Here is a 23,858-nt window from a genome sequence, read left to right on the forward strand (position 1 = left end):
GGAATCTGCACGGATGCCGGACGGAAAAGCGATCTAGCTTCAAAGGGCACGGGGCCGCACGTACCAGAAAGGCATCGAGGCACTCATGCCCATCCCGCATACCGACGTCATGACCGCTGTCGAGTTCGACATCCCGACCCCTCCCCCCGGGCCCGACCGCCCGCCCGTCGACGATCTCCTGCTGCCGGTCGACGAACTCCCCGAGTCCTCGTCGCCACCCGAACAGGTCAGCCGCCGCGTGCGCGACGAGCTGATGCTCGACGGCAACGCACGGCTCAACCTCGCCACCTTCGTGACCACGTGGATGGAGCCGCAGGCACGGCAGTTGATGGCGGAGACCGCCGAGAAGAACCTCGCGGACCGCGCCGAGTACCCGCAGATCACCGCGATGGAGGAGCGCTGTGTGCGGATGCTCGCGCGGCTCTGGCACGCGCCGTACCCGGAGCAGGTCCGCGGCTGCTCCACCACCGGGTCGAGCGAGGCGGCCATGCTCGGCGGCCTCGCCCTCAAGCGCCGCTGGCAGGACCGCCGGCGGGCCCAGGGCAAGGACACCGCGCGCCCCAACCTGGTGATGGGCGCGAACGTCCAGGTGTGCTGGAAGAAGTTCGCCAACTACTTCGAGGTGGAACCGCGTTACGTCCCGATGGAGCCCGGGCGCTACCACCTCACGCCGGACACGCTCACCGCCTACTGCGACGACAACACGATCGGGGTCGTGACCGTCCTGGGGTCCACGTTCGACGGCTCCTACGAGCCCGTCGCCGACATCTGCCTGGCCCTGGACGGCTACCAGGCCGCCACCGGCACCGACATCCCCGTGCATGTCGACGGCGCGTCCGGCGCCCTGGTGGCCCCGTTCCTCGACCCCGGCCTCCTCTGGGACTTCCAGCTCGAACGCGTCGCCTCCATCAACACCTCGGGCCACAAGTACGGCCATGTCTTCCCCGGGCTCGGCTGGGCCCTGTGGCGCGACGCCGCGGCCCTCCCCGACGACCTGGTCTTCGAGGTCGACTACCTCGGCGGCCGCTCCCCCAGCTTCACCCTCAACTTCTCCCGGCCGGGCGCCCATGTCGTCGCGCAGTACTACAGCTTCCTGCGGTACGGCTTCGACGGGCTGCGGGACCTGGCGGCCCAGAGCCGTACGACGGCCCGTGCGCTGGCCACCCGCATCCAGCGCATCGCGCCCTGGGAGCTGGTCACGGACGGCTCCGAACTGCCCGCCTTCGCCTTCCGGTTGGCACCCGGCACCGAGGGCCCGACGGTCTTCGACGTCTCCCAGGCCATGCGCGCCCGCGGCTGGCACCTGCCCGCGTACACCTTTCCCGCGCCCTGCCAGGACGTGTCGGTCCTGCGTCTCGTCGTACGCACCGGGTTCACGGCCGAACTCGCGGGGATGTTCATCGCCGACCTGACCGAGGTCACCCGCCGGCTGTACACCGCCCGGTCGACACCCCCACCGCCGCTCGCCGCGCTCAACACCCCCTGATCCCGGGCGAGTTCGGGGCCGTGCCGGGCCCGCGGCCGTCCGGGGGCGGTCCGCGCCCGGCGCGGGTGGCTCTTTACAGCACTCTCACACAACCCACCCTACGCTTGATGTTTCAAGTGTTAGGCTCACGGCCATTCCCCCCACCCTGGCTCAGGAGTGTCGCTGTGCGGGACGGCAATGTAGTGGTGATAGGCGGCGGTTACGCGGGCATACGGCTGGCGAAGAAGCTGGACGAGACGGCTCATGTCACGCTCGTGGACCGCAAGGAGGTCTTCTTCCACCGCATCGCGTCCCTGCGGGCGGGGGTGCGCCCGGAGTGGACGGGGGCCCCGTTCATCCCCTACGACAGGCTGCTCACCAACGGCCGCGTCGCCGTGGGCAAGGCGGTGCGCGTCGACACCGTCGAGCGCCAGGCCGTGCTGGCCACGGGCGAACGGCTGCCGTACGACGTACTGGTGATCGCCACCGGCGCCGACTACCCCGAACCGGCCCGCTTCGTGGGCGCCAGCCCCGACGAGGCCGCCAAGGCCTTCGCCGAGCACCAGCACAACATCGCCGTCGCCGAACACATCCTCGTCGTCGGCGGCGGCCCCTCCGGTGTCGAGCTGAGCGCCGAGATCCGGCTGGCCCGGCCGGACGCCCGGGTCACCCTCGCGCACTCCGGACAGGAGCTGCTGCACTCCACGGGCAGCGCCCGGGCCGGCCGCAAGGCCCGGGCCTGGCTGGAGTCCCACGAGGTGGCGGTACGGCTGGACTCCTTCATGTCCCCCGGCCACGACTTCGGCACCTACCGCGACGCCCACGGCTCCGTCCTCGCCGCCGACCTCTCGTTCTGGGCGACCGGCACCACCCCCAACACCCTGTGGCTGCGCCTGGCGGGCCACGGCGAGTGGCTGACCGGGTCGGGGCACGTGAAGGTCGACCGGACGCTCCGGGTCGAGGGCCGCCCGGACGTGTTCGCGGTCGGCGACGTGAACGACGTCAGCGAGCTCAAGGTCACCCCCGCCGCGCTCGCCCAGGCCGAGGTCGCCGCCCACAACATCACGTCCTACCTGCGCAGTTCGGGACGGCACAGCAAGAAGCCGCGCTCCTACCGGGCCGTCCACCGCACCCCGCTGATCGTGCCCTTCGGCCCGGCCGACGGCGTGACCGTGCTGCCGGTACCGCTCGGCGAGAGCGCGGTGCTGGGCACCCGGACCACCGCCATCGCCAAGGCCAAGACCCTCATGACCCCCTACATGAGACGCCAGCTCGGGTACAGCGCGGCCTGACGCCGTCGCCCCCTGCCTCGCTCCTGCCTGCGCCCAGCCCCGTGTCACGTGACACTTGAGGGAAGCGACCGGCGAGGACCATGGAGGCGAGGGCGGTGATCGCCGTCAATCCGACGGACAGCGCCTCGCTGCTCGCTGCCTTCGGGGCGCTGGCCGTCCTGGTGGTGATCTTCGCCGAGTCGGGGCTGCTGGTCGTCGGCTTCTTCCTGCCGGGTGACACTCTGCTCTTCCCGGCCGGTGTGCTGTGCGCGGCGAACGCGGACCGCGCACCCCGGCTGGAGCTGTGGCAGGTGCTGGTGTGCGCGGCCGTCGGTGCCGTCGTGGGCGCGCAGGTGGGCTATCTCATCGGACGGCACGGCGGCCGTCCGCTGCTGGCCCGGACCACCCGGCCACGGGTGCGCGCGGCGGCCGTCCGGGCGGAGCTGCTGCTGGCCCGCTACGGATACGGCAAGGCGCTGGTGATCGGCCGCTTCGTACCGCTGCTGCGGACGGTGCTGCACCCGGCGGCCGGGGCGCTCGGGGTACCCGTGCGGACGTTCACCCTGTGGCAGATCGTGGGCGGGGTGCTCTGGTCCCAGAGCTTCGTCCTCGCGGGGTACGCCCTGGGGTCGTCGTTCTCCGGCATCGACCACTACCTGCTGCCGCTGGTCGGCGTGATCGTCGTCCTCTCCCTGCTGCCCCTGCTGGCACAGGCGCGCCGCCGGCGCTGACCCCGCCCGCGACATCGCCTCAGGGTTCCCAGTGCGCCAGGCGGTGCAGGGCCGCGGAGGTCTCGGTGAAGCCGTCGGCGCCGAGCAGGGCGCGCAGTTCGGCGTTGAACCGGTCGATCTCGGGGCGGGCCAGGGCGAGTACGCCGACCCCGTGCTCGGTCAGTTCCAGGACGACCGCGCGGTGCTCGTCCGGGTGCCTGCGCCGGGTGACGAGACCGGCCTCCGAGAGCCGCCGCACCAGCGCGGTGATACCGGACTCGCGCTGCTGGAGGGCCTGCGCCAGCCGTTGCTGGGTGATCCCGGGCTCGTCGGCGAGCGCCAGCAGGGCGCCGAGCTGGGCCGTGGTGATCCCGGCGACGGACAGCAGACGCCGGTCCGCGGTGGTGCGCATCTGGTGCGCCGCACGTTGCAGCAGGAAGAAAAGACGCTGGTCGGGCTCGGACATGGGCGGAATCTTGACAGACTCCACGGCCGCGCGCCATTCTCACTTCACTAGTGAATTCAGTAATGAACCGCATACTCGGTGGGGTGGCGAGCGTGAACGACACGCCCGATGACGACATGCCCGACATGGCCTTCGCCCAGCAGATCCTGGCGGCCCAGCCCTTCAGCGCCCTGGTGGGTACGCGGCTGACGGCCTTCGGCGGCGGCGAGGCGACGCTGGAGCTGGCGAACCGGCCGGAGCTGCGCCAGCAGTACGGATACGTCCACGGCGGGGTCATCGCCTATGTGGCGGAGAACGCGATGGCCTTCGCCTCCGGCACCGAGCCCGGCAACCGGCCTCTCACGGCCGGGTTCACCATCGACTACGTCCGCCCGGCGGGCGCCGAACTCCTACGGGCCCGGGCCCGGGTGGTCCGGCGCGGCCGGGCGCTCGCCGTCTGCCGCTGCGAGGTGTCCGACGTGGGCGCGGACGGCACCGAGAGCGTGTGCGCGGTCGCCCAGGGCACCATCTCCTTCGCGCCGCCCGTGGCATCCGGCCGGGCCTGACAACGGGCGGCACGGCCGCCGATGCCGGCGGTGGTGCTCAGTCGAGCTTCTCGACCACCGCTTCGAGCTGCCGCACCATGGCCGGCACCGACCGCCCGTCCAGCAGGTCCACGACCCGCCCTCGGGCGCTCGCCAGGTGTACGGGGTACGCGTCCTGAAGGCGCTTCAGCCCTTCCGGGGTGAGCGTCGCCACGTTGCCGCGGGCGTCGCCCTCGTAGCGCCGCTTGACGACCTGACCGCGGCTCTGCAGCGCGTCCACGACGCGGGTGATGCGGCTCGCGGACAGGGCGGTGGCCGAGGCGAGTTCCGCCATGCGGAGTTCCTGGTTCTCGGCCTCGGAGAGGTTCATCAGGACGACGTACTCGGTGAGTGTCAGCCCCGTGGACCGCAGCAGGTCGTCGTCCAGCGACCGCGGCAGCGCGACGATCAGACGCATCAGGGCGCGCCAGAGGCGTTGCTCCTGGGCGGTCAGCGGCTCCTCGGCGGTCACCCCACGAGATTAGCGTGCTCAAGCAATTCCGGTGGCTTCCCCCGGTCCGTCGCGATCGGCCGGGACTCCGCCTACAGGGGTGTCACCGGCACCAGCCGGCCCCGGGAGATGAGGGAGACCGCCTTCTTGAGGGGGCGGACCCGCATGCTGACGCTGTAGGCGTCGATGCCCGGGGTGGCGGCGACACGGGTGGTCAGATAGCGGTAGAAGTCGTCGGGGTCGCGGGTGATGACGCTGACCATCACGTTGTACTCGCCGGTGACGGCCCCGGCGAACGGCACCTCCTCGTGGCCCGCGAACTCCTCGCCGACCCGCTCCAGAAGGGCGGGGGCCACCCGCAGCCAGAGGGTGGCGTTGAGGGGGTGGCCCAGGTTCTCGGGGAGCAGTTCCACCTCGTACTCAAGAGTTCCGGAGCTCTCCAGCGACTCCAGCCGGCGCGCCACCCGGGACAGCGACCAGCCGGTGAGTTCGGCGAGCCGGGTGTGGGTGGTACGGCCGTCCTGGGCGAGGGCGTCGAGCAGCGGGGCGTCCTCGGGGGTGGGGGCCGGCGGGGGTGCGGCGGCGGGCGGGGGCCGTTCCGCCGTGAGCCGCCGTACCTGCTCGGCGTCGAGGCTGTCGCCGTAGCCGGTCCACTCGGCGGTGCCGGGAGCGCCGTACTCGTGGAGCAGCAGATCGATGCTGACGTCCAGGACCGAGCCCGACCTGGGCAGCTGCCGGAACAGGAAGTCGTCGCGTTCCGTGTCGAGCGGCGCGCGGATCACGCAGAAGATCTCGGAGCCGGCCGAGGCCAGATGGGCGTAGGCGATGTCGGGGTGGCGGGCCAGGGCGTCGGCGAGCGGGCCGACCCGGTCGGGGCGGCAGCGGATCCGGGCCACCCACTGCGCGGAGCCGTACACCCGCGGGTTGACGAGTCCCAGCACGCGCAGGGTGCCGCTGCGGCGCAGGGCCTGGTAGCGGCGGGCCGCGGTCTGCTCGGAGACGCCGGCCACCTCGCCGATCCTCCGGAAGGGCAGCCGGGGAGCGCACTGCAGGGCACGGAGGATCTTTCTGTCCACGTGGTCGAACATGGCGGAAGTGTGTCACGGAGGACGGGTGTATTTGGAGGCTTTTGCAGTCGGAGGGGTACTTGGTTGGCGGTTGCGGGCGGGCAGGCCGGATGCTGTGGCGGCGGGTTTCCCCTCGGCGGCCCGTACGACACAGGCCACCGGGTTCTCCGATGGCCTCGACCGCGGTGCGGTGCGCCGCGAAGGAGAATCTCCGTGAACGTGACGACACCGGCGAGCGCGCCGGTCGAGCGGCGGGCGGCCACCATCGTCATGGCCTGCCTGGGCGTCTTCGTCGCCTATCTTCCTGTCACCACCGTCTCCGTGAGCCTGCCCGCCCTGCAGGCGGCGCTGAACGCCTCGACGGCGCAACTGTCGTGGGTGCAGGACGCGTTCGTGCTGCCCATGGCCGCGTTCATCCTGACCGCCGGCGTCTTCGGCGACGTCCACGGGCGCAAGAAGGTGTTCCAGGCCGGGCTGCTGTTCTCGGCGGCGGGCGCGGTCACCGCCCTGTGCGCGCACTCGATCGAGGTCGTCTGGGCCGGGCAGGCGCTGGCCGGGATCGGCGCGGCGGCGCTGCTGCCCACGACCCTGGCGCTGATCAGCCACGCGGTGCCGGACCACCGGGAGCGCGGCAAGTACATCGGCATATGGGCCACCTGTCTGATGGCGGCCCTGGCGGTCGGGCCGATGATCGCCGGCGTGGTCGTCGCGCACTTCTCCTGGCGCTGGATCTATCTGCCGTCCGTCCCCGTCGCGCTGCTCGCCGTCGCCGTCGCGGCCCGGCGGCTGACCGACTCCCGGGCTCCGCACGGCCGCCGGCTGGACTGGCCGGGCCAGCTCACCGCCACGCTCGCGGTCACCGCGCTGGTGTACGGCGTGATCGAGGGCGGCGCGGACTCGTTCACCGACGTCAAGGTGATGGTGGCGCTGTTCACGGCCGTGGTCGCGGGTGTCGCCTTCGTGCTGGTGGAGCGGCGCAGCGACAGCCCGATGCTGGACCTGAGCCTGTTCCGCAGCCCGGCCTTCACCGCCACCACGCTGGTCGCGATGATCAGCTTCCTGGCGATGATCGGGTTCTTCTTCGTCCTCAGCCTCTACTTCGGCATGGTGCAGCGGCTGGACACCCTGGAGGCCGGGTGGCGGCTGCTGACCGTCACCGGGGCGGCCCTGCTGGTCGGCGGCCCCGCCGGACGCCTGATGCACCGGATCTCCGCGCGCGTGATGATCACCGGCGGGCTGCTGCTCGTCGCCGCCTCCCAGTTCGCGCTGACCGGCCTTGCCGCCGACACCTCCTTCGCCTCGGCGGCCTGGCGGCTCGCGCTGCTCGGCCTGGGCATGGGCTTCGTGATGACGCCCATGACGGCGACCGCGGTGGCCTCCGTGCCGTACCAGCTGGCCGGCATGGCGGCGGCCGGGAACAACGCCTTCCGGCAGGTCGGCGGCGCCCTCGGCCCGGCCGTGCTGGGCGCGCTGCTCAGCACCCGGGCGATCGAGGCGCTCCCCGGCCACCTCACCGAGGCGGGTGTCACCGGCGCGACCCAGGACCGTATCGTCACGACCGCGCAGTCGGACGGTCTCGGCGCGGTCGCCGACCTGGACCTGGGGGCCCGTACCGGCCAGGCGATGGGCGCGCTGGGCGACTCCTTCCTCGACGGCATGCGGCTGTGCCTGGTCACGGCGGGCAGCCTCACCCTGCTGGCCGCCCTGGTCGCGGTGGTCCTGCTGCGCGCTCCCCGGCAGACGCCGACCCTCAGGGCGGCGGGACACACCACCCGGGAGAAGGCCCCGGCCGTACAGGACGCCTGACGGGGTCAGCCGTCGGCCCGGCGGCTCACCGCACCAGACAGGGCCGCTTGGCGTCGAAGCTCCAGCCCTCCACGAGGTACCGCATCCCGGCCGCGTCGTCCCGGCCCGCGCCGAGACCGAGTTCCTCGTGGAGGGCATGGGCGGCGAGCAGCCGGTCCCGGTCGAGGCGGATGCCGAGCCCGGGGGCGTCGGTGACGGCGACCTCGCCGCCGACGATCCTCGGGGGCTCGGCGGTGAGCCGCTCCCGGCCCTCCTGCCAGATCCAGTGGGTGTCCAGGGCGTTGTACTCGCCGGGGGCGGCGGCCCCGCAGTGGGCCATCATGGCCAGCGAGATGTCGAAGTGGTTGTTGGAGTGGCAGCCCCAGGTCAGCCCCGTCTCGTGGCAGAGCTGGGCCACCCGCACCGATCCGCTCAGGGTCCAGAAGTGCGGGTCCGCGAGCGGGATCGACACCGACTGCAGGGCGAGCGCGTGGGTGAGCTGCCGCCAGTCGGTGGCGATCATGTTGGTCGCGGTGGGCAGCCCGGTGGCCCGGCGGAACTCGGCGAGGATCTCCCGCCCGGAGTAGCCGTCCTCGGCTCCGCAGGGGTCCTCGGCGTAGGCGAGCGTGCCGAGCAGCGGCCGGCACAGCTCGACGGCCTCCCGCAGCGACCAGGCGCCGTTCGGGTCGAGGGTGATCCGGGCCTCGGGGAACCGTTCCTTCAGCGCTTGTACGGCCTTGACCTCCTCGGCGCCGGCCAGGACCCCGCCCTTGAGCTTGAAGTCCCGGAAGCCGTAGTGGCCGTAGGCCGCCTCCGCCTGCCGGACGATCGCCTCCGGGGTGAGCGCCTGCTCGCGACGGATCCGGTACCACTCCACGTCGGCGCCGGGTTCGCGCAGGTAGTCCAGGTCGGTGCGGTCGGGGTCGCCGACGTAGAAGAGATAGCCGAGGACGCGGACCGAGTCGCGCTGCTTGCCGTCGCCGAGCAGGGCGGCGACGGGCACCTCCAGATGCTGCCCGAGCAGGTCGAGCAGGGCGGACTCGACGGCGGTGACGGCGTGCACGGTGGTGCGCAGGTCGAAGGTCTGCTCGCCGCGTCCGCCCGCGTCCCGGCCGCCGAACGCCTCGCCCATCGCCCGCAACACCCGCTTGTGGTCGCCCGGTCGGGCACCGAGCACCAGGGGCTCCGCGTCCCGCAGGGTGCGCGTGATCGCCTCCCCGCCCGGCACCTCGCCGAGCCCCGTCCGCCCCTCGGAGTCCTCGACGACCACCACATTGCGGGTGAAGTACGGGGCGTGGGCGCCGGAGAGGTTGAGCAGCATGGAGTCCCGGCCCGCCACCGGGTACACGGAGAAGCGGGTGACGACGGGCTGGGTCATGGGCGAACGTCCTTACCGGAGAGGGGAGACGGGGCTTACACGCCGAGGGCGTCGAGGATCTGTTCCATGAGCAGGACGCCGCCCAGGCCCAGGACCGCGAGCACGGTCGTGTAGGTGGTACGGGCCTTGATGGCGTCCAGGACCGACAGGTTGAAGTACTCCTTGAACATCCAGAAGCCCGGGTCGTTGACGTGGGAGAAGGCGATCGAGCCGCAGGAGACGGCGAGGACCATGAGTTCAGGATGGACCCCGCTGCCCGCGAGCAGCGGCAGGACGACACCGGAGGCGGTGACCACGGCGACGGTGGCCGAACCGAGCGCGACCCGCAGAATGGCGGCGATCAGCCAGGCCAGGATGATCGGCGATATGGACCAGCCGTCGGTGAAGTCCTTGATGTAGTCCGAGATCCCGCCGTCGACGAGCACCTGCTTGAACGCGCCGCCGGCCCCGATGACCAGCAGGATCATCGCCATCGCCGCCGCGGCCTCGCGGCAGGAGCGGGCGACCTCCTCCATGGTGCGTCCGACGCGCGGCCCGAAGGCCCACATCGAGACGAGCAGGGTGAGCAGCAGGGCGACCGGGGCGGAGCCCACGAAGTCGACGAGGTGGATCGCCGGGGTGTCGGCGGAGGTGGCGAGGTCGGTGATCGCCGCTCCCGCGATCAGGACGACGGGCAGCAGGGCGATCGCCAGTGACCAGCCGGTGCCGGGCATCTCCTCGTCCTCGAAGACGCGCTCGCTCACCAGCCCCTTGGGCGCCTCGGGGTTCATCGCCCGCACGAACGGCAGCCGGGGCCACACCAGGGCGATCAGCGCGCCGACCGGGACGGCGATGAACAGGCCGTAGAACAGGGTGAGTCCGGCGGAGGCGTGGAAGGTGGCGGCGACCGCGGTCGGGCCCGGGTGCGGGGGCAGGAAGCTGTGCATGGTGGAGAGGGCGATGGACATCGGCAGGCCGACCCAGAGCAGGTTCGACCGGGTGACCCGGACGAGGGTGAAGGCGACCGGGACGATGATGACGAACGCGGCCTCGTAGAACATCGTGACACCGATGATCATGGCCGTGACCACCATGGCCGCCTGCACCCCGCGCGGGCCGCTGAGCGCGAGCAGTCGGCCGGCGATGCGCTGGGCCGCGCCGGAGTCGCCCATCACCCGGCCGAGCATGGCGCCGAGGCCGATGGTGAGCATCGTGTCACCGATCTGACCGCCGATGCCCTCCGAGAGGGTGTCCGGGATCTTCTCCAGCGAGATCCCCCGGACCACGGCCACTCCGACGGCGACGAGCAGCAGCGCGACGAAGCCGTTCAGCCGGAGCTTCGTCATGAGGAAGAGCAGGACCAGGACGCTGATCCCTACGACGACCAGAGGCAAGCCAGTTCCCCTTTGAACTGGGCGTCACGTCCACATGCCTGAACGACGCCTGCATACAGAGACTTCATCTACGTATGGAGACGGAGGCTAGGGATGCGGGCATGCTCAGGTCAATGGGTGTGCGGGAGGAATCCGAGGTCACCCGGAAACCGGCGGCTCCACCAGGAACACGGTGAGCCATTCGGCGTCCGCCGCGTGGTAGCCCAGCTCGGTCAGGGTGCGGGACGCGGCCCGCATGTGCTCGGCGCCGTAGACGACGCCGACGGTGAAGCCTCCGGACCGCTCCTCCCAGGCCCGGTGGGCGTCGGTCAGGGCCCGGGTGAGCAGCCGGTCCCTGCGGCGCAGCACCAGGTCGTCCAGACCGGGCAGGGCGTCCTGCGCCGCCTCCTCCGCATCGGTCAGCAGATCCTCGGTCGTCAGATGGCGGGCGAGATAGCGCCGGGTGCCGAACATCCGCATGCCGGCCACCATCGCGGGCACCACCGCGGCCAGCACCACCCGCTCCTGCAACGGCAGCCGCCGGAAGCCCCGTTCGAACTCCGCCCCGCTCATGTCGGGGTTGATCACGGGCACCCCGAGGGAGTCGAAGTCGATGTCCTGGACGACGAGCCCGAGCCGCTCGTGCCCGTCCAGCCGGGCGTACGAGGCCACCAGCGCGTCCGCGCCCGGCGACCCCTCCCCCACCCCCTCCGCGACCACCAGGTCGCAGCGCTCCCGCAGCCGGGAGGTGACCTCCCGGTAGAACCGGGCCTCACCCAGATGGATCATCGGGAAGAGCAGGAACTCCAGCCCCGAGCCCGGCCGCCGGAACCGGATGACGGCGGAGCGCACCCCCGCCAGCCCGGTCACCTCGATGAACTGCATCCGGCCCCCGCCCCCGTCCCCCGGTTTCAGGGTAGGGGCGCGAGCAGCGATACCGTCCCGTCCGGGAGGCAAATCTCCGCCCCGCCCTCGGCCGTCGGCGTCACACGGGTGCCGGTGCGCAGGGCGTACGGGTCCCCGTGGACGGCCGGATCCGCGGTGAGGACGACGAGCGTGGCCAGCAGCAGGGTGCCGCCGGGATGGGGGACGGCGAGCACCGGGGTGGCGGAGTGCTCGCCGAAGGCATCGCGGCCACGGGCCCGCTCGACCGCCGAGCTGCTGCCGGGCGGCCCGAGCAGGACGGCGAGGACCGTGGTCAGTCCGTCCGCGCGCCGGGCCAGCGCCCAGTCGTCCCCGCACTCCGTCTCCAGAGCCGCCGTGTCGTCGGCGATCGCCCAGCCCCCCACCCGTACGACCGTCCCGGCGGCCGCCTCGACCCGATGCACCCGCACCTCCCACGGACCGTGCACCACACTGGCCGTGCTGACCCGGCCCCCGGCCGGCGCGTGCCAGGAGGCGGCCGCCCGCCCCTCGGCGTACAGCGGACGGATACGCCCCCGTCGGCTGGGAACGTCCCCCGCGAGCAGGGCGATGTGGTTGTCGGGGCCCGCCGGAGTCTGCGGCGCCGTCGCGCTGGAGTAGCCGAACTTCGCGTAGTGCGGGCTGTCCTCGCCCTCGGCGGGCGGTGGCGGCAGCCGGTCCGTCCCGTGGTTGACGAGCCGTACGATCCCGTCGGCGGCCGTGCCGTGCAGCAGCCAGCCCGGTGCGGGCAGGGCCACGGACACGTCCGCCGTGTCGATCGGGGCGGGCTCCTCGGGCGCCGTCCACACGGGATGGCCGGCGGGCAGCAGAAGACCGAGGAAGGCCTTGCTCGCCCAGTACGGGGAGGCCGGGCCCGAGTAGCTCTGGGCGACGGGGAGGAAGGGCCGGTACCAGCCGAGCGTCAGCAGCCCCCGCTCGTCGGGCACCCCGCGCTCGGCGAAGTGCCGCAGGGCGCCCGAGGCCAGCCGTCGGGTACGCCCCGGCGGCAGCGGGGTGGCGTCGGCGAGGGCACCGGCCCACAGCGGAGCGGCGGCGGCGAACCGGTACGTGAGCGAACGCCCCTGATGGACCGGGGCCCCGTCGCCGCCGAAGAAGTACTGATGGACCCCGAGGAACTCACGCAGCCGCGCACGATGCCGGGCCACGGTCCCCGGGTCCGCCCGCTCCCCCGCGATCCGCGCCCACAGCACCGGATACAGGTGCAGCGCCCAGGCGTTGTAGTAGTCGAACTTCCGCCCGTCCCCGTCGGTGTACCAGCCCCCGCCCCGGTACCAGTCGTCCAGCCGCGCCAGCCCCGCATCGATCTCGCCCCGCCGGTACGGCGCGCCGACGGACGCGAGGAACTCCTCGACGATCACCTGGAACAGCCGCCAGTTGGAGTCGTTGACCACAGCACCCACGAAACCCGACAGCCACGCGACGACCTGCTCCCGCACCCGCTCGTCCAGCCGATCCCACACCCACACCCGCGACTCGTGCAGCGCCACGGCGACGGAGGCCGCCTCGACCATCGGCTGCCCCCGGTCGGTGATCGGCGGCCAGCGCTCGGGATGCCGTGGATCGGTACCGGCGCCCAGCCCTGCCGCGTACCGCTCGACAAGCGCGGGCCCGACCTCACCTCCGGACCCCGCGATCCGAAAGGCGGCGAGCAGAAACGACCGCGCGAACCCTTCGAGCCCGTCGGACCACTCCCCGGAGTGACTGGCCCGGCCGGGCAGCCGGTACTGGGCGAACTTCGGCGAGGCGTAAGGGAGCAGACCGTCCAGAAGTCGATCGGCCATGGCCTCCCAGTGAGCGCGGGTCCAGCCGGTAATAGGCGACAGAACATGGTCAGACGGCGGCAGCAATAGGGCTCCTCCTTCAACCAACGGCTTGTTGTGCGCCCCTTCAGGGACGCGGGGCTGCGTCAATATGCGGCTCCGCCGCGTGGGCGCGACCAGCCCCCACCCACCCGCACCCTCACAACGGCCTCTCCACGGCAGCGACACTCCCCCGCACCACGATGTGCGTACCGAGCAAGTGCCGCGCCCCGGCCACCTCTTCCGCATCCCGCAAGGCGAACCGCACCGCGGCCCGCCCCAGTTCCTCCGCCGGTGTCCGCACCGTCGTCAGCGGCGGACTGAAGTCCTCGGCCAGCGGTATGTCGTTGTACCCGACCACGGACATGTCCTCCGGCACCCGCAACCCGGCGTCGGCGATCGCCCGCAGCGCCCCCGCCGCCACCATGTCGTCCCCCGCGACCACTGCCGTGAACTTCCGCTCTCCCTTGAGGAGTTCGGTCATCGCCCGCAACCCGGCGGTCCGCCCCAGCCCGCAGTCGACCACGTACGCCGCCTCCTCCGGCAGCCCGTACTCGGCAAGGGCCGCCCGGTACCCGGCGACCCGCGCGTCCAGCGCCGTGTTGCCGGGCAGGCCCCCGAGGAACACGATCCGCCGGTGCCCGGCCGACAGCAGATGCCCGGTGATGGCCCGCGCCCCCGCCTCGTTGTCGAACTCGACGACGAGGGCCGGTATTTCAGGAACCGGCGCGGGGCGGCCGCACAGCACCAGCCGGGACCCCGCCGCGTCCAGCGCCTCCGCGTACCGCGCCACACGCTCCCGGTACGCGTCGTCCTCGACGACCCCGCCGACGAGGATCACCAGCCGCGCCCCCTCCTCCCGCATCAGCTGCACGAACTCCATCTCGCGCTGCGGGTCGCCGCCGGTCGTGCCGACCAGGCAGAGCCAGCCGTGGGCGGCGGCCTCCGCCTCGACGCCCTCGGCGACCTGCGCGTAGAAGGGGCTGGTGACCTGACGCAGGACGACGGCGACCGTCTTCCGGCCGCCGCCCACCAGGGCCCGCGCGTGCGCGTTGGCGACGTAGTCGAGCGCGCGGGCGGCGCGCAGCACCCGGGCGCGGGTGGCGGGCGGGACCGGATAGTTGCCGCTGAGCACCCGCGAGACGGTGGCCACGGACACCCCCGCCCGTTCGGCGACCTCGCGGATCGTGACCCGCCCCTTTGCCGTCGTCATGCCGCTCCCGTTCCCCTCGTCCCCGGCCCTGTCGTACCGCCGCCTCAGCTGTTGGCGGCGTACTCCCTGGCGTACTCCTCGGCCATTCTGTCGCCGCCCCGGGCCCGCCATCGGGCCACGGCGGTGTCGTAGTCGGACATCGAGGCGCGGCCGGCGACGACGGCCGTGATCGCGTCGTCCATCAGCGCCTTGAGCGTGGTGCCCTGGGCGGTCTCGGTGGCGGACTTGAGGCCGTACGCGGCGTTGCGGACGGCGACCGGTACGACCTTGGTCTGCCAGTCGTGCAGCGCCCGTACCGCGTCGGGCATTCCGGGTACGAACAGCACCTGGGGGCCTTCGGCGAGGTAGCGGAAGGGCAGGTTGGTGACGTTCTCGACCTCGCCGAGCCTGGTGGGCTCGGGCGAGCCGTCCGTGCCGCGGGTGAAGTGGACGCCTTCGAGGCCGTAATGGCTCAGCTCCCACTCCTTGGTGCCGAAGGGGGCGGCGAGGTGGTCGAGGACCCTGAGCAGCATCTCGATGCGTTCCTTCTTCGCCGTCTTGAGGATCGTGTAGCCGAAGGAGCGGCGGGCGGCGACGATGCCGCCGGGGGTGCCGCCGACGCTGTACGGCAGGGCGGGTGCCGGGGTCAGCAGGCCCTTGGAGTCGGGGTAGCGGCTCTGGTAGGCGCCGAAGCCGTCCTGGAGGGAGCCGACGGTGCCGTTGAGGAAGAGGGTGCCGAGGTCGGCGGAGGAGATCGAGGTGGCGTCGGGGTGGTAGTCGCCGCTCTTGCGCAGGGCGGCCTGGTAGGCGACGGCCGCCTTGTAGCGTTCGTCGGTGAGGCTGGGGTGGAAGTCGCCCTTGGTGTCGACCGCCCAGGTGTTGGGGGCGTTGTGGGCGGCGGCGTGCACGGCGTTGCCGAACAGGGAGCCGGCGGCGGCGCCGAGGGCGTACGTCCTGCCGTGGGTGGCCTTCGCGGCGACGGCGGCGAAGTCCTCGGAGGTCCAGCCGTCCGTCATCCCGGCGTCGGTGAACATCCCCTGGTTGAGCCAGAGCGTCGAGCCGGGCAGCGGGCGTTCGAGCGGGATGCCGTAGATCCGGCCGCCGATACGGCCCATGTCCCGCCAGGCCTCGGTGGGGATGCCGGCCAGGTTGGGGTAGTCGCGGACGGCCGCGCCGGAGAGGTACGGGGTGAGGTCCTCGGCCCTGCGCTGGACGAACTGGGCCTCGCGGGGCAGCGCGAAGCCGGAGAAGACGTTGAGGATGTCGGGCAGCGAGTCGGGGTCGCCGGCCATGACGGTGGCCATCTTCTTCTGGTAGTCGGCCTGCGGGATCACCGTGAACTCGATCTTGACGCCGAGGGCCTTCTCGACCGCCTGCCAGTACCGGTTCCGCGAGGCGCTCTTGGGCGGGGTGCCGAAGGTGACCGACATGACGCGGACCGTGGAGCCGTCGCCCGGGGTGCGCTTGACCGAGGTGGTCAGGTCGGCGGGGTAGGTGAGGTATCCGGCCTGGACGCCCGCGCTGGTGGGGGCGAGGTCGGGTTTCGGTCCGGCGGCGGTCACGTGGGCGGGCCAGGGGGCGAGTTTCCTGCCCGCGTTGGAGACGTCACCGTTGTCCGGGGCGGTGGAGCAGGCGGTCAGCAGACCGGGGGCACAGGCGGCGGCGCCACCCGCGGCCACGGTACGCAGCAGGGCGCGTCTGGACAGGCTGGGCATGGCGAGTGACCTTTCCTGGAGCGCTGTTGACGGTGGATCAGCTCTTGACGGCGCCGGTGAGCACGCCCTTGGTGAAGTACTTCTGCAGGAAGGGGTAGACGGCGAGGATCGGCACGGTGGCGATCACCAGGACCGCCATCTGGATGGTCTGCGGGGCGTTCACCGTGCCGTCGCCCATGGTCTGGTCGGTGAGCCCGGAGCCGGCCACGACGTAGGTGCGCAGCACCTGTTGCAGCGGCCAGTGGTCGCTCTCCAGGTAGAGGGAGGCGTAGAACCAGGAGTTCCAGTAGGCGACCGCGTAGAACAGGCCGACGACCGCGAGGGCCGCCTTCGACAGCGGCAGCACGACGGACCACAGGATGCGCAGGTCGCCGGCGCCGTCCAGGCGGGCCGCCTCGTACAGCTCCGCCGGGATGCCCTGGAAGAAGCCGCGCAGGACGACCAGGTTGAAGACGTTGACCAGGACCGGCAGGACCAGCGAGCCGTAGTTGTCGAGCAGGCCGAGGTCCTTGACCAGCAGGAAGCCCGGGATCATCCCGGGCGGGAAGAGGAAGGTGAACAGGACGAGCAGCAGCACCGGGCGGCCGCCGGCGGCGCCGGGCCGGGACAGGGCGTAGGCGAGGGTGACCGTGCAGACGAGGCTGAGCAGGGTGCCTACGACGGTGACTCCGGCGCTCACCCCGAGTGCGTGGGTGACGATGCCGCCGTCGAGGATGTCCCGGTAGGCCTTGAGGGTGGGGTGCTCCGGCCACAGCACCCAGCCGCCGTTCGCCACGACCTCGCGCTGGGAGGCCAGCGAGGTCGACACGATGACCAGGAACGGCACGCACACCAGCAGTACGACGGCCGTCAGGGCCACCGCCTTGCCCGCCTGGGTGAGGGGCTTCGGCTTCTCCGCCCAGCCGGGCCGGTACGCCTGGGCGCTCATATGTAGACCCCCTGTTCGCCGAGCCGGTGGGCGACCTTGTTGGCCGCGTAGACGAGCAGGGCGCCGATCAGGCCCTTGAACAGGCCCGCGGCGGCCGCGTATCCGTAGTCGCCGCCGACGATGCCCTGGTAGTAGACGAAGGTGTCCAGGACCTCGGCGGCCCGCGGTCCGACCGCGTCCCGCTGGAGCAGCATCTGCTCGAAGCCGACGGAGAGGATGTCGCCGAGGCGCATGATCAGCAGCAGCACGACCACGGGCCGGACGGCGGGCAGGGTGACGTGCCAGAAGCGCCGCCAGGGGCCGGCGCCGTCGATCGCGGCGGCCTCGTACTGCTGCTCGTCGACCTGGGTGAGCGCGGCGAGGAAGATGATCGTGCCCCAGCCGGCGTCCTTCCAGATCACCTGGGCGACGACGAGCGGCCGGAAGGCGTCCGGGTTGCCGATGACGTCGACGGCGTGCAGCCCGGCGTCACCGAGGTAGCCGTTCAGCATGCCGGTGTCGCCGAGGAGTTGCTGGAACAGGGCGACGACGATCACCCAGGAGATGAAGTGCGGCAGATAGGCCACCGACTGCACGAACCGGCGCACGGTCGACCAGGTGAGGCTGTGCAGCAGCAGGGCGAGGGCGAGCGGCACGGGGAAGTAGAAGACGAGCTGGAGCAGCGCGATCCAGACCGTGTTGAGGACCGCGTCCCAGAACGCGGGGTCGCCGAACATCCGCCGGAAGTTGCCGAGTCCGACCCAGGGGCTGCCCCAGAGGCCGTCGAAGGGCACGTACTCCTTGAAGGCGATGACGTTGCCGAGCAGCGCGCCGTAGTGGAACACCAGGAAGTAGGCGAGCCCCGGGAGCATGAGCAGGATCAGGATCCCGCTGCGGCGTCTCTGAAAACCTTTTCGGTCGTTCCGAACGCCCGGTGAGCGGCGGCGCGTCTGCCCGACGGCCGCCCTACCCGGACGCTCACGCAGCATCGCTGCCACGGAGCCTCCTCACCAAGGGGTGCTGGGTGAGGGGAAGTTAAAACGTTTCCAGAGGGCGGGTCAACACTTCTGACACAACTGCCTTGTCAGGAACGGCCCTTACCGGCTGCCCGGGGTGACCAGTCCGGTCTCGTAGGCGACGACCACGGCCTGGGCACGGTCGCGCAGCGAGAGTTTGCCGAGGACGCGGGAGACATGCGTCTTGACGGTGGCCTCGGAGAGGTGGAGGCGGGCGGCGAGTTCGGCGTTGGAGAGCCCTTGGGCGAGCAGTCGCAGGACGTCGAGTTCGCGCGGGGTGAGGTGGGCGAGGTCGCGGTGCAGGGCGGCGGAGTCGGCGCCGGCCCGGGCGAAGCGTTCCACGAGGCGTCGGGTGATGGCGGGGGCCAGCAGCGCGTCGCCGTCCCGGACCGTGCGGACGGCGGCGGTGAGGTGCTCGGGTGTGACGTCCTTCAGCAGGAAGCCGCTGGCACCGGCGGACAGCGCCGCGTACACGTACCGGTCGAGGTCGAAGGTGGTGAGCATCAGGACCCGTGGCGGGTCGGGGGTGGCGAGGATCCGGCGGGTGGCCTCCAGACCGTCCAGTTCGGGCATCCGGATGTCCATGAGGACGACGTCGGGCCGGGTGCGCCGGACCGCGTCCACCGCCTCGTGGCCGTCGGTGGCCTCGCCGACGACCTCGATGCCGTCGGCGGTGAGGATCAGCCGGAAGCCGGTGCGCACCAGGGCCTGGTCGTCGGCGACGACGACCCGCGGCGGACTCGACGGCGAGCCGTCCGGTGAACTCACGCGCACTCCAGGGGAATCAGGGCCCGGACCCGGTAACCGCCCAGCGGGCGTGGCCCGTTGCTCAGGGTGCCGCCGTGCACGGCGAGTCGCTCGCGCAGCCCGACCAGTCCGCGCCCGTTGCCCGTCGCGGCGGCCGGTCCCGGGGTGCCGCCGGAGTCGGTGACCTCGACGCGCAGTTCACGCTCACCGTAGTCGACCCGCACGACGGCGCTCGAACCCCCGGCGTGCTTCAGGGCGTTGGTCAGCGCCTCCTGGACCACGCGGTAGGCGGTCAGCTCGACTCCTGCGGGCAGCGGCCGGACCGTCCCCGACACCGTGAGCTCGACCGGTGTGCCGGTGCCGCGGGTGCGGTCGATCAGCGGCCCGAGCCGCTCCAGACCGGGCTGCGGCTCCAGTTCGCCCTCGCCGGGGTCGTCCGGGTCGTCGTCCATCGTGAGCAGTCCCATCACCTGCCGCAGCTCCCCCAGCGCCGTACGGCCGCCCGCCTCCACGGCGAGCAGCGCCTCGCGGGCCTGTTCGGGCTCGGCGTCCATGATCTTGCGGGCGGCTCCTGCCTGGATGACCATCACGCTGACGTTGTGCGTCACGACGTCGTGCAACTCCCGTGCGATCCGGGCCCGTTCGTGGGCCACGGCACCGCGCAGCGCCTCGGCCTGGCGCTGCTCCACCTCCGCCAGCCGGACCCGGCTCTCGGCCGCCCGCACCTTCCAGGTCCGCAGTCCGACGGTGACCACCACCAGGGGGGCGGAGATCATCAGCGGCACGTACTGGGTGGGGACGGTGGGTTCGACACCGAAGGGGGTGTGCGGGACCGCCCTCCCGATCGTGAAGGTGAGCAGCACGGCCAGCGCGAGCGTGGCGATCGCCGCCGTCCGGTGGGGGCTGAAGGCGGCCGCGCTGTAGGCGGCGATGACACAGGCGTAGAAGGTGAGCCGGGTGACGTCCGCGGGGGTGAGCATGTTGGCCGCCAGCACGATCCAGAGCACGGCCAGCGGGTAGCGGCGGCGCCAGGCGAGCGGCACGGAGGCGAGGAGGACCAGACAGACCAGGCCCGTCGTGCCGTGCCGCCCGGTCGGCGGGTCCGGGTCCACCGCGTAGTCGATCTCGGCGACGAGGACGACCAGGGCGAGAGCGGCGTCGAAGAGCCGGGACCGCGGGGTGGGCGCGGGCGCGGGACCGTCCGGTCCGGCCGGCGCGCGCAGTCGTGCCGGCGGGCCGGGCGCCCGTGTCGTCGTCATCGCCCCATTCTCGACGCTGCCCGGCCCTCGGGCATCCCTCCCTCGACTACATCTCAGGGATGACCCGGCCGCCCTTACCCCCGACGCGGTACGGCGATTACACCCCGCGCCCGTCGTGCCCGCCCCGCCCCGTTCCCTAGCGTCGGCGGCCACCGAGGGACGGAGACCCACCCATGACGACACCGCTGATCGAACTACGGGACGTGACCAGGCGTTACGACGCCGGACCGCCCGCCCTGCTGGACGTGACCCTGACCGTGGCGCCCGGGGAGGCCGTCGCGGTCCTGGGGCCTTCCGGGAGTGGCAAGTCGACGCTGCTGAACCTGGTCGCGGGCCTGGACCGGCCGGACGAGGGCACGGTGACCGTGGACGGCGTACGGGTGGACCGGCTGGGCGAGGCGGGCGCGGCCCGCTACCGGCGGGCGAAGGTCGGGATGGTGTTCCAGTTCTTCCACCTGCTGGACGACCTGACCGTCGCCGACAACCTCGTGCTGCCCGCCCGGCTCGCCGGGGCGGGACGGCGTGAGGCCCGCCGCCGGGCGGACGAGCTGCTGGAGTCGCTGGGCATCGCGGCCCAGGCGGCGGCCCATCCGGGCCGGCTCTCCGGCGGTCAGCGCCAACGCGTCGCGGTGGCAAGGGCGTTGATGAACCGCCCCGCGCTGCTGCTGGCCGACGAGCCGACCGGCGCCCTGGACTCCGCGTCCGGCACCGAGGTCGCCCGGCTCCTCAGGGAGCTGAACGCCGACGGCCAGACCCTGGTCCTGGTCACCCACGACCACGACCTCGCCCGGGCCTGCACCCGGCGCACGGTCCACCTCGCCGACGGCGGCATCACCACCGATGCCACGACGCAGACCGACGCCCCCGCCCAGACCGACCACACGACGCAGCCCCACACCACCACCCAGACCGACCACACGGCGCAGAGCGATGTCACGACGGAGGCGGTCCGATGAGTGTCCTGGTCCGGGTGGTGCGGTCGGGCATGGCCCGGCGCCGTACCCAGACGCTGGTCATCGCGCTGGCCACGCTGCTCGCGGTGACGGCGTCCGTGCTGGCCGGTGCGCTGCTGGTGGCCTCGCGGGCGCCCTTCGACAAGGCGTTCGCCCGCCAGCGGGGAGCCCAGCTCACCGCGCAGTTCGACGCGCGCCGGGCCTCCACGGCCCAACTCGCCGCCTCCACCCACGCGTCCGGGGTGACGGGGTCGTCCGGCCCCTTCCCGACGACGACCGTCACGCCGGAGCAGGCGGGCGCGCTGTCGGTCGTCGGGCGGGCGGATCCCGGCGGTGCGGTGGACCGGCTCGCGGTGACCTCGGGCCGGTGGCCGCGGCGGACCGGTGAGATCGTGCTCGCCTCGGACCCGGACGGACCGCCCGTGCGGCTCGGGCAGCGGCTGGCCTTCCCGGACCTGCCGGGCGGCCCGACGCTCACCGTGGTCGGCACGGCCCGCTCGGTGAGCCGTACCGCCGACGCGTGGGTGGTGCCCGCGCAGATCGCCGGGCTCACCCGGTCCGGTCGCGCCGACGGCTACCAGATGCTCTACCGCTTCGCCCACGCGGCCACGAAGGCCGAGGTCGCCCGGGACCGCGCGGCGGTGACGGCGACCGTGCCGAAGAACGCGCTCTCGGGGGCCCGGTCCTGGCTCTCCGTACGGGAGTTCGCCACGCGCGAGACCGCGCTGTACGTGCCGTTCCTGGTCGCCTTCGGGGTGCTGGGCCTGGTGATGTCGGCGCTGGTCGTCGGGAACGTGGTCGCCGGCGCGGTGGGCACCGGGCTGCGGCGGATCGGCACGCTCAAGGCGGTCGGCTGCACCCCGGGCCAGGTCGTCCGGGCCTACATGGCGCAGGCGTTGGCACCGGCCGCGATCGGTACCGGGCTGGGCGTGCTCGGCGGACAGCTGCTGGCCGCGCCGCTGCTGGCGGAGACCTCGTCCGTGTACGGCTCGGTCGGGCTCGGGGTCTCCGCCGGGGTCGATCTGGGCGTCGCCGCCGGGGTGCTGGGCGTGGTCGCGGGCACGGCGTGCGCCGGCGCCTGGCGGGCCGGGCGGCTGCGCACGGTGGACGCGCTGAACGTGGGCCGCACCCCGGCACCGGGCCGGGGCCGTACCGCGGCCCGGCTGGCGGCACGGCTGCCGGTGCCCCGGCCGGTCGGCCTCGGTCTGGCCCGCCCCTTCCACCGGCCCGCCCGCGCCGCCGCGATGGTCGCGGCGATCGCCTTCGGCACGGCGGCGGTCACCTTCGCCGTCGGGATGGCCGCGTCCCTGGGCGAGGTGATCGCGGCCAAGAACCACAACGCGGCCGAGGTGACCGTGGGCTCCGGCCGGCCGGCGGGTCCGGTGCCCGTCGGACCGGGCGTGCCACGGGTGACGGCCGCCCGGGCCGCCGCCGTGCGGGCCGCGATCGCCGCGCGGCCGGGCACCCGCGACCAGTACGGCAGCGCCACGACCGAGGCCAAGGTCTCCGGGGTGACGGGGAGCGTCCCGGTGGTCGCCTACGAGGGAGACGCCTCCTGGGGCGGTTTCGTGATGGTCTCCGGCCGCTGGATCCGGGCCGCGGGCGAGGCGGTGGTGCCGACCCCGTTCCTCACCGCGAGCGGAGCCGCCGTGGGCGACACGGTCACCCTCACCGTGGACGGCTCGCCGGTGCGGATCCGGATCGTCGGCGAGGTCTTCGACACGGGACAGCAGGGCATGCGGGTCTTCACGGACCTGGCGACCCTCCGGACGGCCGCCCCGGACCTGCACCCCTCCGAGCACGCCGTGCGGCTCGTGCCGGGCACCGACACGAAGACGTACGTGACCCGCCTGAACGCGGCGCTCAAGTCCCTCGACGTCACGGCGACCGACACGAAGTCGGTGAACGGCAGTGACGCCGTGGTCGCCCTCGACACCCTGGCGGCGGCGCTCACCCTGATCCTGGTGGCGGTGGCCGGACTCGGCGTGCTGGGCGGGGTGGTCCTCGACACCCGCGAACGGATCCGCGACCTCGGCATCCACAAGGCGCTCGGGATGACACCCCGGCAGACGGTGACGCTGGTGATCGCCTCGGTCGTGCTGCCCGGCGTCGTGGGCGGGCTGCTGGGCGTACCGCTGGGCCTCGCGGTGCACCGCACGGTCATGCCCGCCATGGGCGACAGCGCGGGACTGCGCCTGCCCGACGCCGTCCTCGACGTCTACCGGACGCCCGAGCTGCTCCTCCTCGCCCTGGGCGGTACCGGGATCGCGGTCCTCGGCGCGCTGCTCCCGGCGGGCTGGGCGGCCCGGGTCCGCACGGCGACGGCGCTGCGCACGGAGTAGATCAACGACCGTTGCTGGACGCGCCGGTGACGAGGCGTGAGACTGAGGGGATCGCACGCCCCGGCCCCCAGGACGGTGACCATGGACGACAGGACGGCGCCCCCACGCGTCGAGCTCACCCCGCAGGCCGCCGAGCTGGTGCGCCGACTGCACGACGAGCACGGCCCGCTGATGTTCCATCAGTCCGGCGGCTGCTGCGACGGCAGCGCGCCCATGTGCTACCCGGACGGCGAGTTCCGCACCGGCGGCTCGGACGTGCTGCTGGCCGAACTCGCGGTGGACGGGGTCGCGGAACCGGTCACCTTCTGGATGTCCCGCAGTCAGTACGAGGTCTGGAGCCACACCCGGCTGATCGTGGACGTGGTCCCCGGACGAGGGAGCGGTTTCTCGCTGGAAGCACCCGAGGGGGTGCGTTTTCTCACCCGTTCTCGCGTAGTAGACGTCTAGCAGACCTGTAGGTCACTCACGTCTGCTGCACTGCCCCCTGATATCCGCG

Annotated in this window: 21 protein-coding genes; 8 read left to right on the top strand and 13 right to left on the bottom strand. The window is 72.6% G+C overall.

Features of this window, described 5'->3' with window-relative positions; all coding sequences use genetic code 11:
- Positions 1-85 precede the first annotated feature (85 nt).
- The 3 genes from ACIPSJ_RS43145 (at position 86) to ACIPSJ_RS43155 (ending at position 3,467) form a co-directional block, all read left to right on the top strand.
- Positions 86-1,486: a glutamate decarboxylase gene (locus ACIPSJ_RS43145; RefSeq protein WP_401354373.1), complete on the top strand. Its 1,401-nt coding sequence runs from the start codon at positions 86-88 to the stop codon at positions 1,484-1,486.
- A 164-nt stretch (positions 1,487-1,650) separates the two neighbouring features.
- On the top strand, positions 1,651-2,757 hold the full coding sequence (locus ACIPSJ_RS43150; protein ID WP_401354376.1) for an NAD(P)/FAD-dependent oxidoreductase: 1,107 nt from the start codon (positions 1,651-1,653) through the stop codon (positions 2,755-2,757).
- Between the two features lie 95 nt (positions 2,758-2,852).
- Complete coding sequence (locus tag ACIPSJ_RS43155; RefSeq protein WP_359222367.1) at positions 2,853-3,467, top strand: DedA family protein; 615 nt, start codon at positions 2,853-2,855, stop codon at positions 3,465-3,467.
- 19 nt (positions 3,468-3,486) lie between these two features.
- On the opposite strand, the gene ACIPSJ_RS43160 is transcribed toward ACIPSJ_RS43155, so the two are convergent.
- Positions 3,487-3,912, bottom strand: a complete 426-nt coding sequence (locus ACIPSJ_RS43160; protein WP_365687911.1) for a MarR family winged helix-turn-helix transcriptional regulator — start codon at positions 3,910-3,912, stop codon at positions 3,487-3,489.
- Positions 3,913-4,028: 116 nt separating this feature from the next.
- Between ACIPSJ_RS43160 and ACIPSJ_RS43165 the strand changes: the two genes are divergently transcribed.
- Positions 4,029-4,457 carry a PaaI family thioesterase gene (locus tag ACIPSJ_RS43165; RefSeq protein ID WP_359222404.1) on the top strand — a complete coding sequence of 143 codons (429 nt, stop codon included), beginning with the start codon at positions 4,029-4,031 and terminating at the stop codon, positions 4,455-4,457.
- A gap of 37 nt (positions 4,458-4,494) precedes the next feature.
- Here ACIPSJ_RS43165 and ACIPSJ_RS43170 read toward each other — a convergent pair whose 3' ends face one another.
- Complete coding sequence (locus tag ACIPSJ_RS43170) at positions 4,495-4,947, bottom strand: MarR family transcriptional regulator (protein WP_355726911.1); 453 nt, start codon at positions 4,945-4,947, stop codon at positions 4,495-4,497.
- A 71-nt stretch (positions 4,948-5,018) separates the two neighbouring features.
- A complete protein-coding gene (locus ACIPSJ_RS43175; protein ID WP_401354380.1) occupies positions 5,019-6,014 on the bottom strand; it encodes an Lrp/AsnC family transcriptional regulator in 996 nt (331 codons plus the stop codon).
- 192 nt (positions 6,015-6,206) lie between these two features.
- On the opposite strand from ACIPSJ_RS43175, the gene ACIPSJ_RS43180 reads away from it, so the two are divergent.
- Positions 6,207-7,799 (top strand): MFS transporter, encoded by a 1,593-nt coding sequence (locus ACIPSJ_RS43180; protein ID WP_401354382.1) that lies wholly within the window; start codon positions 6,207-6,209, stop codon positions 7,797-7,799.
- Between the two features lie 25 nt (positions 7,800-7,824).
- Here the strand turns inward: ACIPSJ_RS43180 and ACIPSJ_RS43185 are convergent, their stop codons facing one another.
- The 10 genes from ACIPSJ_RS43185 to ACIPSJ_RS43230 form a co-directional block, all read right to left on the bottom strand.
- On the bottom strand, positions 7,825-9,156 hold the full coding sequence (locus tag ACIPSJ_RS43185; RefSeq protein ID WP_401354384.1) for an enolase C-terminal domain-like protein: 1,332 nt from the start codon (positions 9,154-9,156) through the stop codon (positions 7,825-7,827).
- Positions 9,157-9,191: 35 nt separating this feature from the next.
- Positions 9,192-10,529: a gluconate:H+ symporter gene (locus ACIPSJ_RS43190; RefSeq protein WP_401354386.1), complete on the bottom strand. Its 1,338-nt coding sequence runs from the start codon at positions 10,527-10,529 to the stop codon at positions 9,192-9,194.
- A 138-nt stretch (positions 10,530-10,667) separates the two neighbouring features.
- The gene (locus tag ACIPSJ_RS43195; RefSeq protein WP_401354389.1) at positions 10,668-11,393 is read right to left on the bottom strand and encodes a hypothetical protein; all 726 of its coding nucleotides are present in this window, start codon (positions 11,391-11,393) and stop codon (positions 10,668-10,670) included.
- Between the two features lie 26 nt (positions 11,394-11,419).
- Positions 11,420-13,213, bottom strand: a complete 1,794-nt coding sequence (locus ACIPSJ_RS43200) for a DUF2264 domain-containing protein (RefSeq protein ID WP_401354391.1) — start codon at positions 13,211-13,213, stop codon at positions 11,420-11,422.
- Between the two features lie 178 nt (positions 13,214-13,391).
- Positions 13,392-14,444, bottom strand: a complete 1,053-nt coding sequence (locus ACIPSJ_RS43205; protein ID WP_401354393.1) for a LacI family DNA-binding transcriptional regulator — start codon at positions 14,442-14,444, stop codon at positions 13,392-13,394.
- 44 nt (positions 14,445-14,488) lie between these two features.
- Positions 14,489-16,138, bottom strand: a complete 1,650-nt coding sequence (locus tag ACIPSJ_RS43210; protein WP_401354396.1) for an extracellular solute-binding protein — start codon at positions 16,136-16,138, stop codon at positions 14,489-14,491.
- A gap of 37 nt (positions 16,139-16,175) precedes the next feature.
- Positions 16,176-17,066, bottom strand: a complete 891-nt coding sequence (locus ACIPSJ_RS43215) for a carbohydrate ABC transporter permease (protein WP_401354398.1) — start codon at positions 17,064-17,066, stop codon at positions 16,176-16,178.
- Positions 17,063-17,917 (bottom strand): ABC transporter permease, encoded by an 855-nt coding sequence (locus ACIPSJ_RS43220; RefSeq protein ID WP_401354401.1) that lies wholly within the window; start codon positions 17,915-17,917, stop codon positions 17,063-17,065. The genes ACIPSJ_RS43215 and ACIPSJ_RS43220 overlap by 4 nt, the downstream gene beginning before the upstream one ends.
- A gap of 225 nt (positions 17,918-18,142) precedes the next feature.
- The gene (locus tag ACIPSJ_RS43225; RefSeq protein WP_401354404.1) at positions 18,143-18,835 is read right to left on the bottom strand and encodes a response regulator; all 693 of its coding nucleotides are present in this window, start codon (positions 18,833-18,835) and stop codon (positions 18,143-18,145) included.
- Entirely contained in the window at positions 18,826-20,067 is a 1,242-nt protein-coding gene (locus ACIPSJ_RS43230; RefSeq protein ID WP_401354407.1) for a sensor histidine kinase, read from the bottom strand. The genes ACIPSJ_RS43225 and ACIPSJ_RS43230 overlap by 10 nt, the downstream gene beginning before the upstream one ends.
- A gap of 173 nt (positions 20,068-20,240) precedes the next feature.
- On the opposite strand from ACIPSJ_RS43230, the gene ACIPSJ_RS43235 reads away from it, so the two are divergent.
- From ACIPSJ_RS43235 to ACIPSJ_RS43245, 3 genes are all read left to right on the top strand, one after another.
- Positions 20,241-21,023, top strand: a complete 783-nt coding sequence (locus ACIPSJ_RS43235) for an ABC transporter ATP-binding protein (protein ID WP_401354409.1) — start codon at positions 20,241-20,243, stop codon at positions 21,021-21,023.
- A complete protein-coding gene (locus ACIPSJ_RS43240) occupies positions 21,020-23,362 on the top strand; it encodes an FtsX-like permease family protein (RefSeq protein ID WP_401354412.1) in 2,343 nt (780 codons plus the stop codon). The genes ACIPSJ_RS43235 and ACIPSJ_RS43240 overlap by 4 nt, the downstream gene beginning before the upstream one ends.
- An 81-nt stretch (positions 23,363-23,443) precedes the next feature.
- Positions 23,444-23,809, top strand: coding sequence for a DUF779 domain-containing protein (locus ACIPSJ_RS43245; protein ID WP_359222398.1), 366 nt, complete (start codon positions 23,444-23,446; stop codon positions 23,807-23,809).
- The last annotated feature ends 49 nt before the right edge of the window (positions 23,810-23,858 follow it).

The organism is Streptomyces sp. NPDC090088 (genome assembly GCF_044747345.1).
Taxonomy (GTDB): Bacteria; Actinomycetota; Actinomycetes; order Streptomycetales; family Streptomycetaceae; genus Streptomyces.